A 13,063-nucleotide genomic window follows, 5' to 3' on the forward strand; every position below is an offset into this window, starting at 1 on the left:
AGTCGGCCTTGAGGCTGATGCGAGTTTTCATCGTTGCCGTCGGCAGTCACGGCGATGTCCTTCCGCTCCTCGCCATCGCGGCCGAGCTGCGGCGGCGGGAGCACGCGGTCACCCTGGCGGCGCCCGCACCCTTCGCCGCGATGGCCGCGCGGGCGGACCTTCCGTTCTTCGCCATCGGGACGGAGGAGGATTACCGTCTCGCCGCGGCCGAGGCCGAACTCTGGCGCCCCTGGCGCGGCGTCGGGGCGATGTTCCGCCACGTCTCGGCCGCGACCGAGCCGGTCTATCGCTGGCTGGCTGCGAATGCCCAGCCGGGCGAGAGCGTCGTGGTCGCCTCGACGCTGGCGCTCGGCGCCCGGGTCGCGCAGGAAAAGCTCGGGCTGGATGTGGTCACGGTGCATCTCATGCCCCTGCTCGCCGGGAGCCGCGCCGATCCGCCGGTACTCCCCGGCCTGCCGCTCCCCGAGCGGCTGCCGGCCCGCTTCCGCCATTGGATCGGGCGCGGCGCGGACCGCTTCGTCATCGGTCCCGCCGCCCTGCCGGCCCTGAACGAATTCCGGGCGCGGCTCGACCTGCCGCCGGTGCAGCGGCTCCGCCGGTGGTGGAGCAGTCCGCAGCGCGTCCTCCTCACCTTCCCCAAATGGTACGCCGCGCCGCAGCCCCACCGGATGCCGCAATCGCTGCAGGTCGGTTTCCCCCTCGCGGACCGCTTCGGCGACATCGCCGAGCCGGAACCCGCCGTCGCGCGCTTCCTCGAAGCGGGCCCCCCGCCGCTCGCCTTCACATACGGCTCGGCCATGTCCCGCAGCCAAACCTTCTTCCGCACCGCCCTGCGGATCTGCGCCGAGCTCGGCCGTCGCGGCATCCTCCTGGCGCCCCAGAGCGGGCAGGTTCCGGCCCGTCTGCCGGACGGCGTGCTGCACGTGCCCTACGCCCCGTTCAGCCGCGTGCTGCCCCGCTGCGCCGCTCTCGTCCATCACGGCGGAATCGGCACGGTCGCGCAGGCGCTCGCCGCCGGCATCCCGCAGCTGGTGGTGCCTGTCGCCTTCGATCACTTCGATGAGGCACGCTGGCTGCGGCGGCTCGGCGTCGGCGCCGCCTTGAGCCGCCGCCGCTTCACGCCCGGGCGCGCCGCGCCGACGCTGCGCCACCTGCTGACCGATCCGCGTGTCGCCCAGGCCTGCACGGCGGCCAAGGCCCGGATGGCGCAGGAGGACGGCGTCGCGGAAGCGTGCGACGCTGTGGAGGCCTTCGCGCGAACGATCCGCCCGCCGGCCGGCTGAGCCTCACCGCCGGCCCTCGATCCTCGTGAAGGGGCGTCTCTACAGCGTGAAGCGGTCCACTTCCTCCAGCAGCCGCACGAAGGTGCGCGCGCCGTGATCGAGGGCGGCCTCGCCGGCCTCCGCCGTGCCGAGGCGGGCGTCGCCCAGCGCGCCGGACGGGTGCAGGTCTTCCGTCTTCCAGGCGAAGGCCGCCGGGCGGCCGGCACGCAGCAGGGTGAAGTCGCGCGCCATCGCCACCGTGCGGGGCGCGAACGCCGCGACGTGCTCCCGCCGCACGAGATCGGGCCTCAGCGCCAGCATCAGCGCGGTCTCGATGCCGCCGGCATGGATGCCGTGGCGGATCTCCTCGGCCGGAAACAACCCCTCGGGCAAACCGAGCCGGCTCCACGAGGTCGTGACCGCGACCATGCCGAACTGGCCGCGCAACTCACCCGCCACGAGGTCGATGAGCGCGCTGTTGCCGCCATGCGAGGAGACAATGACGAGCCGCGTGCAGCCCGCCCGGTGCAGGCTCGCGCCGATTTCGGTCCAGGCGGCGAGCGCCGTGGCGGCGGTCAGGGTCAGGGTGCCGGGAAAGGAATCGTGCTCGTCCGACTTGCCGACCGCCTGGACCGGCAGGAGCAGCACGTCGAGCCCATCCGGGACCAGCCGCGCCACCCGCTCCAGATAGCCCTCCGCGATCAGGGTATCGGTGCCGAGCGGCAGGTGAGGGCCGTGCTGCTCCACCGCGGCGACCGGAAGCACGGCGATGGCCCGGCTCATGTCGCGGGTGCGGATCTCCTCCGTCGTCAGGTCGAGCCAGGATCGCGCCGGCATGCTCTCGTCTCCGTTGCCGCAGACCTGGACGCTTCCGGCCTCAACGGGTCCTTAGTCAAGATGCCAGATAATTTGCCGGATCATCCCTGTTGCCGGCTCCCGACACCCGTGAAGACGCTCCCTCCGAACCCGTCTACCGCGCCCCCGCCCGAGACGGCCGCGGAAGATAGCTTCGCCGCCGAGGCGATGCGGCGGGAATTGGCCCGTCTGCGGGAGATGCTGGAGCAGAATTCCGACTGGATCTGGGAGGTCGATGCCCAGGGGCGCTACACCTACGCGTCGCGCCAATGCGTCGCCCTGCTCGGCCGCGAGCCCGAGGAGGTGGTGGGGTGCACGCCCTTCGACTTCATGCCCCCGGACGAGGCCGAGCGAATCGGCCGGATCTTCGCCGCCATCGCTGCGGAACGCCGGCCGTTCGCTCAGCTCCTCAACCGCAATCTGCGCAAGGACGGCCGCCTCGTCGTGCTGGAGACGAGCGGCGTGCCGCTGTTCGGTCCGGAGGGAGAGTTGCGCGGCTATCGCGGCATCGACCGGGACGTGACCGAGCGAGAGGCGGAGAACGAGCGTCTTCGCCATACCGCCCGCCACGACGATCTGACCGGTTTGCCCAATCGGATGTACCTGCGCGAGCATCTCGCCGGGCGGCTCTCCATCGGACGCCGGCCCGGGGTGCTCTGCCTCGATCTCGACGGCTTCAAACCGGTCAATGACCGCCTCGGCCACGCCGCGGGCGACCTTGTCCTGACCGAGATCGGTCGCCGTCTGGCCGAGCTGGCCATGCTTCAGGGCTTGTTCGCGGCCCGGCCCGGGGGCGACGAATTCGTCCTGATCGTGCCGGACGGCGCGACGGTCTCTATCGAGACCGTGCGCGCCGTCATCGCCGCACCCATCGCGATCGCGGCCGAGACGGTGCGGGTCTGTGCCAGCTTCGGTGCCGCCCGGGCAGCAGGACCCGAGGATACCGTTGATGCCCTGCTCGCGCGGGCGGACCGTGCCCTTTACGCGTCCAAGGCGCTGGCAGGGAAAGGCGGCGAGGGGGCCGGCGTCAGCGGCGGCGGCTGAGGAGCCAGCCGAGGCCGAAGGCCGTCGCAGCGACGAGAGCCAGCGTCGTGCCGCGGTTCTCCTCGGCCCGCACGGCGAGCGCACGGCCGCGCCGATGCGCCTCATCATGGAGGTGACGCCCGCGGGTGCGGGCCTCGTCGCGCAGATGCCGGCCGCGGGAGGCCACTTCGTCGGCGAGGCGGTAACCGTCCTCGTAGAGGTCCTCGGCGCGCTCGCGGGTCCGGCCATAGGCCGCCTGCGCCACGCCGGCGACCTGCTCGTAGGCGCCCTCGACCTGCGGACGGGCGCGACCCGCCACGGCGCCGAGCGCGGTACGGCCGCGGCCCTTGAGGTTGCGGAATCCGCCCTCGATCTGGTCCCTGTTCATGATGAATTCCTTTTGATCAAATTCGTCGTGTCGAACTCGTCGTGTCGAGCCCCGCCCAAAGGCGCCGTTTCAAACGAAGAAGCCGCACCCGGTCGGGTGCGGCTCCGGCCGTCGGGTCACTGATGGGGAAGACCGCCGGCCCTCGCGCCTCAGAGCTTGCTCTTGACCGCATCCGCGGCGTTCTTGACGCCGTCCTTGGCACCGCCGACGGCGCGCTGGGTCTTGCCTTCGACCTCCTGAGCCTTGCCCTCGGCCTGCAGCTTCTCGTTGCCGGTCACCTTGCCGACGCTCTGCTTGATGTTGCCAGCGGCCTCGTTGGCGGCACCCTTGATCTTATCGGTCGTGCTGCTCATCGGGTTTCTCCGTTCATTGTTTTCGCACCGCGTCTCGGCGCTCTCGGCAAGCTGAACGGGATCCACAGGCGCTTGGTTCCACTCCTATGATGGGGTGTGTCTCGCCGCACGCCTGCTGCCGATTGCATTCAATTTCCCGCTACTCCGCAGCGGCGTTCAAAAAATATCTGCGCGGCGGCCAAATATTTTCCTGTCAGCGCCCGGCTCACGAGCGGTTACGTATGCGGTATCCAAAATTCCACTATGGCTAAGCCGGGCGCACGTTCCGGTCTGCCAAGAAGATGTGAGATCGAGGGACCGCTCCATGGCCGTTGAAGCCGCCGATCCATTGCCCGGCACACCCGCCTATTCCGCCTCTCGTGCCGACTCGCCGGTGGGCGGGCGCTGGGGGCAGCTCATCCTCGGCGTGCTGTGCATGTCGATGATCGCCAACCTGCAGTACGGCTGGACGCTGTTCGTCAACCCGATCAACGACAAGTACCAGTGGGGCAAGCCGGCGATCCAGGTCGCCTTCACGATCTTCGTGCTGACCGAGACCTGGCTCGTTCCGATCGAGGGCTGGTTCGTCGACAAGTACGGCCCGAAGGTCGTCACCCTGTTCGGCGGCGCGCTCTGCGCCATCGGCTGGGCGATGAACTCGGTCGCCGACTCGCTGTGGTTCCTCTATCTCGCCGCCGCCATCAGCGGCATCGGTGCGGGCGCGGTCTACGGCACCTGCGTCGGCAACGCCCTCAAGTGGTTCCCCGATCGCCGTGGCCTCGCCGCCGGCCTCACCGCCGCGGGCTTCGGTGCGGGCTCGGCGCTCACCGTCATCCCGATCGCCGCGATGATCCGCGACAGCGGCTACGAGCAGACCTTCCTCGCCTTCGGCCTCGGCCAGGGCATCGTGGTCATGGTCGCCGCCCTGCTGCTGTCCTCGCCGAGCGCCGCCTACAAGGAGCGGATGCTCGCCGGCCGTGTCAGCCCCAACGCGACCAGCCGCCGCCAGTACTCCTCGGCCGAGATGGTCCGCACGCCGGTCTTCTGGCTGATGTACGCGATGTTCGTGATGATGGCCGCCGGCGGCCTGATGGCGACCGCCTCGCTCGCGCCCATCGCCAAGGACTTCCAGGTCGATTCGATCCCGGTCTCGCTCATGGGCCTGACCCTGCCGGCGCTGACCTTCGCGCTCACCATCGACCGGGTGCTCAACGGCGTGACGCGGCCGGTCTTCGGCTGGATCTCCGACCGGATCGGGCGTGAGAACACCATGTTCCTCGCCTTCATGGTCGAGGGTGCGGGCATCCTGGCGCTCGGCATGTTCGCCCATTCGCCGATGGCCTTCGTGCTGCTCACCGGCCTCGTGTTCTTCGCCTGGGGCGAGATCTACTCGCTGTTCCCCTCCACCTGCGCCGACACCTACGGCGACAAGAACGCCACGGCCAATGCCGGCCTGCTCTACACCGCCAAGGGCACAGCCTCGCTGATGCTGCCCGCCTTCCTGGCGATCCAGACCGCGACCGGCTCCTGGCAGAACGTGTTCTATCTCGCCTCCGGCATGGCCTTCATCGCCGGCTTCCTCGCGCTCTTCGTCCTGAAGCCGATGCGCGCCCGCTTCGTCGCCCGCAACCAGTGAGGAGTGAGGCCGTGACCCGCTGGATCGGCTTCATCCATAACGGCGAGCCCGGCTTCGGCCGGCTCGACGGCGAGCGGATCGAGGTCTGCGAGGGCGACGTGTTCGGCGAGAACCGTCCGACGGGGCAGGTTCTGCCGCTCGCGGAGGTGAGCGTCGGCCTGCCCTGCCGGCCCTCCAAAATGATCGCCCTGTGGAACAATTTCGGGGCGCTCATGGAGAAGCAGGGCCTTGCCCGGCCCGAGGCGCCGCTGTTCCTGATCAAGCCCGCCAACACCTTCCGCCCCTCGGGCGCGGTGGTGGCGGTGCCGGAGGCGTCCGGCCGGGCGCTCTACGAGGGCGAACTCGGCATCGTGATCGGCAAGGCGGCCCGGGACCTCACCGAGGCGGAGGCCGCCGGCCACGTCTTCGGCTTCACCTGCGTGAACGACGTCACCTCCGCCGCGATCCTCAAGGCGGATGCGAGCTTCACGCAGTGGACCCGTGCCAAGGGCCTCGACGGCTTCGGCCCGTTCGGCCCCGTCATCGCCACCGGGCTCGATCCGGAGACGCTGACCGTGCGGACCCTGGTGAACGGGCGCGAGCGGCAGAGCTTCCCCATCAGCGACATGCTGATCCCGGTGCCCCGGCTCGTGGCGCAGCTCTCGCAGGGGCTGACGCTGGAGCCGGGCGACGTCATCGCCTGCGGCACCTCGGTCGGCTCGGGTCCGATCCCCAAGGGCGCCACGGTCGAGGTCGTGATCGAGGGTATCGGAACGCTCTCGAACCGGTTCGATTAGAGGCAGGCTCAAGCAAAAGTGGTCTCCGCGGCCGGACGGAAACGGCCTCGAACGGCGTTTCAAGGATGAGCCGGCGGAGCCGAGAACGACAGTACGAACGGCAGCACGGGTAAGAGACATGAGCATCGCGATCGTCGGCGCCGGCGCCATCGGCGGATATCTCGGGGTCAGGCTGGCGGAGGCCGGCGAGGACGTGACCTTCATCGCCCGCTCGAACGCGGCGGCGATCCAGGCGGACGGCATGCGCCTGATCGAGGAGGACGGCACCGAGATCCATTCGAAGTCGGTCAAGGCGACCCGCTCCATGCAGGAGGCGGGCGTCCACGAGGTCGTCCTGCTGACCGTGAAGGCGCATCAGGTCGGCCCGATCGCTGCCGATCTCAAGCACCTGATCGGCCCCGACACCGTCGTGGTGACGATGCAGAACGGGATCCCGTGGTGGTACTTCATGGGCGGCCATGGCGGCGAGTATGCCGGCACGCGGCTGGAGAGCGCCGATCCCGGCGGGCTGATCGCCGACAACCTCGACCCCAAGCACGTCATCGGCTCGGTGGTCTATCCGGCGACCGTGCTGTCCGATCCCGGCACCGTGAAGGTGATCGAGGGCAACCGCTTCGGGCTGGGCGAACTCGACGGCTCGAAGTCGGAGCGGGTGCTCGCCCTGTCGCAGCGTCTGGCCAAGGCGGGCTTCCGCGCGCCGGTGACCAGCGACATCCGCGCCGAGATCTGGCTCAAGCTGTGGGGCAATCTCAGCTTCAACCCGATCTCCGCGCTGACCCACGCGACGCTGGAGGACATCTGCCGCTTCCCCGACACCCGGGCGATCGCCGCCGAGATGATGCGGGAGGCGGAAGTCATCGCGAATAAGCTCGGCGTCACCTTCCGCCTCGGCATCGACAAGCGCATCGCCGGCGCCGAGAAGGTCGGCCCACACAAGACCTCGATGCTTCAGGACGTCGAGGCCGGCCGGCCGATCGAGCTGGAGGCGCTCGTCGGCTCGGTGATCGAGCTCGGCCGCCTCACCGGCACGCCGACCCCGCATATCGACACCGTCTTCGCCCTGATGCGGCTCCTGGCGCAGAGCCTGGAGCGTGCCCAGGGCCGTCTCGCGATCCAGGGAGCCTAACGATGCTCCTGCCCGAGACGTCCGCCTTTCCCCCCACCGACTCCAAGGAGGCCAGCGTGGCCGCGACGACTCTTCACGAGCTGATCCAGGCCGGCGCCGATGCGGCTCCCGCCCTGTCGAGCCCCGGCGGCGTGCCGCTGACGTTCCAGGCCCTGCGCGCGCTGACCGAGCGCACGGTCGCCGACCTCAACGCCCGCGGCATCGGCCGCGGCGACCGCGTGGCGATCGTGCTGCCGAACGGCCCGGAGATGGCGGCGGCCTTCATCGCGGTCGCCGCCGGCACCACCTCGGCGCCGCTCAACCCGAGCTACAAGGCCGACGAGTTCGAGTTCTACATGAGCGATCTCGGCGCCAAGCTGCTGCTGGTGGCCGAGGGCTCGGAATCGCCCGCGATCGCCGTCGCGGAGAAGCTCGGCGTCTCGGTGGCGCGCCTGCGCCCGACGCCGGAGGAAGGCGCCGGCAGCTTCACGCTGCACTTCGCCGACGACGCGACGGGCGAGCCCGCCCGCGGCGGCCGGGCCGAAACGGACGACATCGCGCTCGTGCTGCACACCTCCGGCACGACCTCGCGGCCCAAGATCGTGCCGCTGACGCAGGGCAATGTCTGCGCCTCGGCGCGCAACATCCGCACCGCGCTCGCCTTCACCGCCGAGGATCGCGGCCTCAACATCATGCCGCTGTTCCACATCCACGGCCTGATCGCCGGCATCCTCGCCCCGCTCTCGGCGGGCGGCCAGGTCTCCTGCACGCCGGGCTTCAACGCGCTGAAGTTCTTCGGCTGGATGGAGGAGGTGCACCCCACTTGGTACACCGGCGTGCCGACGATGCATCAGGCGATCCTGGGCCGGGCCGCCCGGAACAGGGAGATCATCGCCAACAACCCGCTGCGCTTCATCCGCTCCTCCTCCTCGTCGCTGCCGCCGCAGGTGATGAAGGAGTTGGAGGAGACGTTCGGGGCGCCCGTCATCGAGGCCTACGGCATGACCGAGGCCGCGCACCAGATGGCGTCGAACCCGCTGCCGCCCAAGCCGCATTACGCCGGTTCGGTCGGCCTCGCGGCGGGTCCCGAGATCGCGGTGGTCGACATCGACGGCGAGCCGCTGCCCGCGGGCGAGACCGGCGAGATCGTCATCCGCGGCGACAACGTGATGAAGGGCTACGAGAACAACGAGAAGGCCAATGCCGAGGCCTTCACCCGGCAGGGCTGGTTCCGCACCGGCGACCAGGGCGTGCTGAGCCCTGAGGGCTACCTCTCGATCACCGGGCGCCTGAAGGAGATCATCAACCGCGGCGGCGAGAAGATCTCGCCGCGCGAGGTGGACGAGATCCTGATGGACCACCCGGCGGTGTCGCAATGCGTCACCTTCGCGGTGCCGCACGACAAGCTCGGCGAGGACGTCGCTGCCGCGATCGTCCTGCGCGAGGGCGTCGAGGCGGTGGAGAAGGACATCCGCAGCTTCGCCTCGGAGCGGCTCGCCGCCTTCAAGGTGCCCGCCAAGATCCTGATCCTCGACGAGATCCCCAAGGGCGCCACCGGCAAGCTCCAGCGCATCGGACTGGCGCAGAAGCTCGGGCTGGCCTGAGCCCTTTCCGCGGTCCGGCCGCCCCCCAGGTCGCCGGATCGCTCCTGCTCACGGTGCGGTCCGGCTTTCTCTGCAACCGCGCCGCCGTGAGACGAGTAAGGGCCCGCAGGCGACGACCTGCGGGCCCTCTTATTGGGGCAAGTCAGATGTGTCGTCCGCGGTCGCACGCGGCACGACGCATTGGACGAACACCGATCAGCGACCGACAAAACAAAGGGCGGCGCCGCGAGCGCCGCCCTTTGTTTTTCGGGATCGCTCCGGAGAGACTCAGTTCCGCGCGGCCATCATATCGTGGGACAGCACGGTGAGCTTGCCGATCAGGCTCGCCACGTCGCCGTGGGCGCAGGACCACTGCGTGCCGATGGCGCTGCCGTCGTTCGAGACCGAGACCACGGCGACCGAGCGCAGCTTGCCCTCGCGGGCCAGCTTCAGCTGATCCTGAAGCACCTCGATGATCGAGGCGACGTTCTCGTCGGCGACCGCCTCGGTGGCGGCGGCGGGGAAGGGGACCACGGTGGCGTCGTTGAGGGCGCGATCGAACTTGGACATTCAGGCAACTCGACGATGCTTGAGGGAGGTGCGGCCGAGGGGTCCGGCCTGGAGACGATCCACGAGGAAGGCGAGGCGGTCGGGCAGGGCGCTGTCCTTGTCGACGGACAGGCGCTTGCCGATCGCGGAGGCGACACCTTTGGTCACCCGGCTGACGACGGGCCGCTCGAGGCGCAGCACCGTCTGCAGTCGGTCCGTTCGGTTCGGGTCGGCGCTCGGATCAGCCATGGCTTCCTCGCTCTCGGACGATTGCACGAGGGTGATCCTGCGCGCCGCATCGCGTCATGAAAATGGCGCTGGGCCTGCCACGATTGCGCATTTCCACGGCTGTGACGTGAAAGCGACAGTTCCGGCGGCCGGGCCGGGCGCGGTTCAGCGCGGATCCTGCCAGCCGGAGCGGACCGGCGCGGCACTGCCCGTGCCGCCGGTGGTCATGGCGCGGGGCGCCTCGGCACGGGCCGGCGCTGGCTCGGCCATGGCAGCGCGGCGCGGAGCACGCACCGGCCGGCGCAGGGCGGCGCGGCGCTTGCGGGTGGAGCGGGGGCGGGCCGCGCTGTTCGAACTGAGGACGCCGCCGGCCACCGCGCCCACGACGGCGCCGACCGGCCCGGCCACGAGCGCGCCGGCCACGGCGCCCGCGCCGACGCCCATCGCAGTCCGGTTCTCGGCCTGGGCGGGCGCGGACAGCCCAGCGAGCAGCGCGAGGCCGGTGCAGGCGCCGAGGCAGGTTGTTCGCATCCGGTTCGTCCCTTCGAAAAGCAATTCGGGGACGCCCTTGGCCTTCGATCTTGACGAAAGGTTGACCTCGTTCGCCGGCGTGACTTGGCCATAAAGAGAAAACCGGCCGTCGAAGTCGCGCGTGTTCTTGTCCAATCCTGCCTCAATCCTGCACGCGATCCTGATCACAGGCCGCGAGCGGCCGCCGCAACCGCAGCACCAGCGGGACGATCACGAGGGCGGTGGCGGCGGCCGACAGCAGGCCGACGCCCGCGCCGGCCCGGTCACCCAGGGCCCCGTAGGCGATCGGCGCGAGACCGCCCGAGCCGATCACCGCGGTGTAGAACAATGCGAAGGCCCGGCCGACATCGCCCCGCGGCGCGAGATCCGGCACCGTCCCGTAGAGCACGGAGGAGGTGCCGTTGAGGACGAGTCCGAGGAGTGGCAGAACGACCAGCGTCGGGCCGAGCGGCAGGACGAGGAGTGCGGCGATCCCCAGGGCGGTGGCCGTCTCGGTCGCGACCACGCAGGGCACGATGCCGAGCCGCTCGCCGAGCCAGCCGCACACGGCCTTGCCGAAGGCACCGCCGATAAACACCAGCGCCAGGGCCAAGCCTGTCGTCGCACCCGTGCCGCCCTTCGCCTCCAGCAGGAAGGGCAGGAACAGCAGGGTGCCCATCCGCGTGGCGGTATCGAGGGCGCCGACCGTCATCAGCAGCGGGAAGCCCGGACGTTCGCCGTGGCCGCGGCCGGCCCGCGCGGGCGCCGCGGCCAGCGTTCCCCGCGGCAGGACGAGGACGAGCGCCAGCGCCGCGACGACGCCGATCCCCGCCATCAGTCCGGCCACCGGCCGCCACGCCAGCACCCCGAGCAGCAGCGCGACGACGACCGGGAAAAGCGCTTTCCCGAGATCGCCGGCGAAGTTGTAGATCCCGAGCGGTCCGCGGGCGGCATCGCCATAGGCCTGGGCGACGAGGAGCGAGGCGCGGGGATGCTGGAGGCTCGCGCCGATCCCGGCGAGGACCAGCCCGGCGCAGAGCCCGAACAGGCTGCCGCTCAGCGCCATGACGACAAAACCCGCAGCGGCGACGAGGGTGGAGACGGCGAGACTCGCGCGGATCGGCCATCGCGCCGCCAGCCGATCGGCGGGCACCTGCAGCCCGCCCATGGTCGCGTAGTAGAGGCTGCGCAGCACCGCGAGCCCGGCATAACCGAGGCCGAACTCCGCCTGCCAGACCGGCAGCAGCACGTAGAGCAGGTCGGTGTAGCCGTCGTGCAGGGCGTGGGCGAGGCAGGCCCCGCCGAGACTGCGCCGCCTCACGTCATCGCGCGACGCCGCACCCCATCGCGACCCGTCGGCTCGAACGGCTTCCGTCACGCTCAACTCCCCGGCTGTCCTTGCAGGATGAGTGTAGATCCGTGAGTTTGACGCGATGAGATCCGCTCGACTCACGGATCATGTGCGAGCAACTCACGGGTTTGATCGATGCGACGGCTTCCGCCGCTTCACGCGCTACAAGTGTTCGAGGTCGCGGCCCGGGCCGGCAGCTATGCGCAGGCGGGGCTCGAACTCGGGCTGACGCACGGGGCGGTGAGCCGGCAGATCGCCGCGCTCGAAACGTGGCTCGGCCAGCGGCTGTTCGTACGGGTCGGGCGGCGGATGGTGGCGACCCCGGCGGCCCGCGCCTTCGCCGAGGAAGTCAGCCTGTCCTTCGACCGGCTCACCACGGCGGCGGAGGCCTGTGGCCGGCCGCAGGCGCCGCGGGTTCTCCGGATCAGCGCGCCCGCGACCTTCGCCATGCGTTGGCTGATCCCGCGCCTCGACAGCTTCCACGCGGCTCGTCCCGGCACGGAGGTCCGGGTCACCACCACCACGACCCTGCAGGACGCGCTGCGCGGCGGGTTCGACCTTGCGATCCGGCGCGGCCCCGAGCCCTGGCCGCAGCACCGCGCCGTGCCGTTCCTGACCGAGGCCGACACGCTGGTGGCGAGCCCCGCCCTGTTGCGGGACAGGCCGCTCACGACCTTGGACGACCTCGAAGGCCACGTCCTCCTCGGCACCGAGACGCGGCCGGGGGATTGGAGCGACTGGCTCGCGGCGGCGGGCGCGGCCCTGCCCGGCGGCGTGCGCCGCCGGGTGTTCGACCACTTCTTCGTGACGCTCCAGGCCCTGGAGGACGGCGCCGGCCTCGGCATCGGCCCGTTCCCGGTGCTCGACCGGATGGTCGCCGCGGGCCGGCTCGCCGCACCCTTTCCGGAGATCCGGGTCGACCGCGCCGCCTACTTCGCCCTCACGCCGTTCGACGCCGACAAGTCGCCCGCGCTCACCGCCCTCATCGACTGGCTGGTGGCGGAGGGGGCGGAGCCGGGGCTCACAATTCGCCGGTGAGGAACTGCGCCCGGCCGTGGCCGAACGACCAATCCTCGTCGGTGTTCTCCACCGTCGAGATCATGACGTCGGCGGGAGCGATGCCGCAGGCGGCCTGCAGCTTCTCCGTGAGCAGCCGGTAGAACAGCTCCTTCTTCTCGCGCCCGCGCGGCCGGGTGATCATCTGCACCACCACCACGTCGCGGGTGCGGGGAATGTCGAGGCCGGTATCCTCCACGATCATCCGAGAGGGCTTGTGCTCGGTCACGATCTGGTAGCGGTCGCCGGGAGGCACCTGGAACGCTTCGAGCATCGCCTCGTGCGCGGCGTCGAGCAGCGTCTTCAATTCCGCATCGCTGCGGCCCTCGATCAAGTCGAAACGCATCAAGGGCATCTGACACTCCCAAGGCTTGGCCACAGACGCGCCCCCTGGCGGTCACGGGGCGCT

General features: G+C 70.4%; 15 protein-coding genes. 7 read left to right on the top strand and 8 right to left on the bottom strand.

Annotated features, from left to right (window positions below; translation table 11 throughout):
• The first annotated feature begins 17 nt into the window (after positions 1-17).
• Positions 18-1,283, top strand: a complete 1,266-nt coding sequence (locus HNR51_RS02495; RefSeq protein WP_182553878.1) for a glycosyltransferase — start codon at positions 18-20, stop codon at positions 1,281-1,283.
• Between the two features lie 39 nt (positions 1,284-1,322).
• On the opposite strand, the gene HNR51_RS02500 is transcribed toward HNR51_RS02495, so the two are convergent.
• Entirely contained in the window at positions 1,323-2,099 is a 777-nt protein-coding gene (locus tag HNR51_RS02500) for a creatininase family protein (RefSeq protein WP_182553879.1), read from the bottom strand.
• A gap of 108 nt (positions 2,100-2,207) precedes the next feature.
• Here HNR51_RS02500 and HNR51_RS02505 point away from each other — a divergent pair, with 108 nt between their 5' ends.
• Positions 2,208-3,161 (top strand): sensor domain-containing diguanylate cyclase, encoded by a 954-nt coding sequence (locus tag HNR51_RS02505; RefSeq protein ID WP_239681627.1) that lies wholly within the window; start codon positions 2,208-2,210, stop codon positions 3,159-3,161.
• On the opposite strand, the gene HNR51_RS02510 is transcribed toward HNR51_RS02505, so the two are convergent.
• Together HNR51_RS02510 and HNR51_RS02515 are read right to left on the bottom strand one after the other, a co-directional pair.
• On the bottom strand, positions 3,145-3,528 hold the full coding sequence (locus HNR51_RS02510; RefSeq protein WP_182553880.1) for a CsbD family protein: 384 nt from the start codon (positions 3,526-3,528) through the stop codon (positions 3,145-3,147). The genes HNR51_RS02505 and HNR51_RS02510 overlap by 17 nt on opposite strands.
• A 149-nt stretch (positions 3,529-3,677) precedes the next feature.
• Positions 3,678-3,881 (bottom strand): CsbD family protein, encoded by a 204-nt coding sequence (locus HNR51_RS02515; RefSeq protein WP_012454001.1) that lies wholly within the window; start codon positions 3,879-3,881, stop codon positions 3,678-3,680.
• A gap of 304 nt (positions 3,882-4,185) precedes the next feature.
• Here HNR51_RS02515 and oxlT point away from each other — a divergent pair, with 304 nt between their 5' ends.
• The 4 genes from oxlT (at position 4,186) to HNR51_RS02535 (ending at position 8,981) form a co-directional block, all read left to right on the top strand.
• Complete coding sequence (gene oxlT / locus HNR51_RS02520) at positions 4,186-5,496, top strand: oxalate/formate MFS antiporter (RefSeq protein ID WP_141951290.1); 1,311 nt, start codon at positions 4,186-4,188, stop codon at positions 5,494-5,496.
• A gap of 11 nt (positions 5,497-5,507) precedes the next feature.
• Positions 5,508-6,272, top strand: a complete 765-nt coding sequence (locus HNR51_RS02525; protein ID WP_182553881.1) for a fumarylacetoacetate hydrolase family protein — start codon at positions 5,508-5,510, stop codon at positions 6,270-6,272.
• 118 nt (positions 6,273-6,390) lie between these two features.
• The gene (locus HNR51_RS02530; protein ID WP_141951292.1) at positions 6,391-7,398 is read left to right on the top strand and encodes a 2-dehydropantoate 2-reductase; all 1,008 of its coding nucleotides are present in this window, start codon (positions 6,391-6,393) and stop codon (positions 7,396-7,398) included.
• Positions 7,399-7,400: 2 nt separating this feature from the next.
• Positions 7,401-8,981, top strand: a complete 1,581-nt coding sequence (locus tag HNR51_RS02535; protein ID WP_182553882.1) for an acyl--CoA ligase — start codon at positions 7,401-7,403, stop codon at positions 8,979-8,981.
• A gap of 267 nt (positions 8,982-9,248) precedes the next feature.
• Here the strand turns inward: HNR51_RS02535 and HNR51_RS02540 are convergent, their stop codons facing one another.
• The 4 genes from HNR51_RS02540 to HNR51_RS02555 form a co-directional block, all read right to left on the bottom strand.
• On the bottom strand, positions 9,249-9,530 hold the full coding sequence (locus HNR51_RS02540) for a hypothetical protein (RefSeq protein ID WP_012454006.1): 282 nt from the start codon (positions 9,528-9,530) through the stop codon (positions 9,249-9,251).
• Positions 9,531-9,758: a hypothetical protein gene (locus HNR51_RS02545; protein WP_141951293.1), complete on the bottom strand. Its 228-nt coding sequence runs from the start codon at positions 9,756-9,758 to the stop codon at positions 9,531-9,533.
• A 144-nt stretch (positions 9,759-9,902) separates the two neighbouring features.
• Positions 9,903-10,268: a hypothetical protein gene (locus HNR51_RS02550; RefSeq protein ID WP_152276935.1), complete on the bottom strand. Its 366-nt coding sequence runs from the start codon at positions 10,266-10,268 to the stop codon at positions 9,903-9,905.
• A gap of 142 nt (positions 10,269-10,410) precedes the next feature.
• Entirely contained in the window at positions 10,411-11,625 is a 1,215-nt protein-coding gene (locus HNR51_RS02555) for an MFS transporter (protein ID WP_182553884.1), read from the bottom strand.
• Between the two features lie 108 nt (positions 11,626-11,733).
• On the opposite strand from HNR51_RS02555, the gene HNR51_RS02560 reads away from it, so the two are divergent.
• The gene (locus HNR51_RS02560) at positions 11,734-12,636 is read left to right on the top strand and encodes a LysR substrate-binding domain-containing protein (protein ID WP_182553885.1); all 903 of its coding nucleotides are present in this window, start codon (positions 11,734-11,736) and stop codon (positions 12,634-12,636) included.
• Here the strand turns inward: HNR51_RS02560 and HNR51_RS02565 are convergent.
• Positions 12,620-13,009, bottom strand: a complete 390-nt coding sequence (locus HNR51_RS02565) for a tautomerase family protein (RefSeq protein ID WP_182553886.1) — start codon at positions 13,007-13,009, stop codon at positions 12,620-12,622. The two genes, HNR51_RS02560 and HNR51_RS02565, sit on opposite strands and share 17 nt — an antisense overlap.
• Positions 13,010-13,063: the final 54 nt, after the last annotated feature.

The sequence above is a fragment of the Methylorubrum thiocyanatum genome, from assembly GCA_014138645.1.
Taxonomy (GTDB): Bacteria; Pseudomonadota; Alphaproteobacteria; order Rhizobiales; family Beijerinckiaceae; genus Methylobacterium; species Methylobacterium thiocyanatum.

What these genes read in the sequence shown, in the direction of transcription:
- HNR51_RS02495 (WP_182553878.1), top strand. Translation starts at nt 18, where the DNA reads ATGCGAGTTTTCATCGTTGCCGTCGGCAGTCACGGCGATGTCCTTCCG.
- HNR51_RS02500 (WP_182553879.1), bottom strand. Translation starts at nt 2,099, where the DNA reads ATGCCGGCGCGATCCTGGCTCGACCTGACGACGGAGGAGATCCGCACC.
- HNR51_RS02510 (WP_182553880.1), bottom strand. Translation starts at nt 3,528, where the DNA reads ATGAACAGGGACCAGATCGAGGGCGGATTCCGCAACCTCAAGGGCCGC.
- HNR51_RS02515 (WP_012454001.1), bottom strand. Translation starts at nt 3,881, where the DNA reads ATGAGCAGCACGACCGATAAGATCAAGGGTGCCGCCAACGAGGCCGCT.
- oxlT (WP_141951290.1), top strand. Translation starts at nt 4,186, where the DNA reads ATGGCCGTTGAAGCCGCCGATCCATTGCCCGGCACACCCGCCTATTCC.
- HNR51_RS02530 (WP_141951292.1), top strand. Translation starts at nt 6,391, where the DNA reads ATGAGCATCGCGATCGTCGGCGCCGGCGCCATCGGCGGATATCTCGGG.
- HNR51_RS02535 (WP_182553882.1), top strand. Translation starts at nt 7,401, where the DNA reads ATGCTCCTGCCCGAGACGTCCGCCTTTCCCCCCACCGACTCCAAGGAG.
- HNR51_RS02540 (WP_012454006.1), bottom strand. Translation starts at nt 9,530, where the DNA reads ATGTCCAAGTTCGATCGCGCCCTCAACGACGCCACCGTGGTCCCCTTC.
- HNR51_RS02545 (WP_141951293.1), bottom strand. Translation starts at nt 9,758, where the DNA reads ATGGCTGATCCGAGCGCCGACCCGAACCGAACGGACCGACTGCAGACG.
- HNR51_RS02550 (WP_152276935.1), bottom strand. Translation starts at nt 10,268, where the DNA reads ATGCGAACAACCTGCCTCGGCGCCTGCACCGGCCTCGCGCTGCTCGCT.
- HNR51_RS02560 (WP_182553885.1), top strand. Translation starts at nt 11,734, where the DNA reads ATGCGACGGCTTCCGCCGCTTCACGCGCTACAAGTGTTCGAGGTCGCG.
- HNR51_RS02565 (WP_182553886.1), bottom strand. Translation starts at nt 13,009, where the DNA reads ATGCCCTTGATGCGTTTCGACTTGATCGAGGGCCGCAGCGATGCGGAA.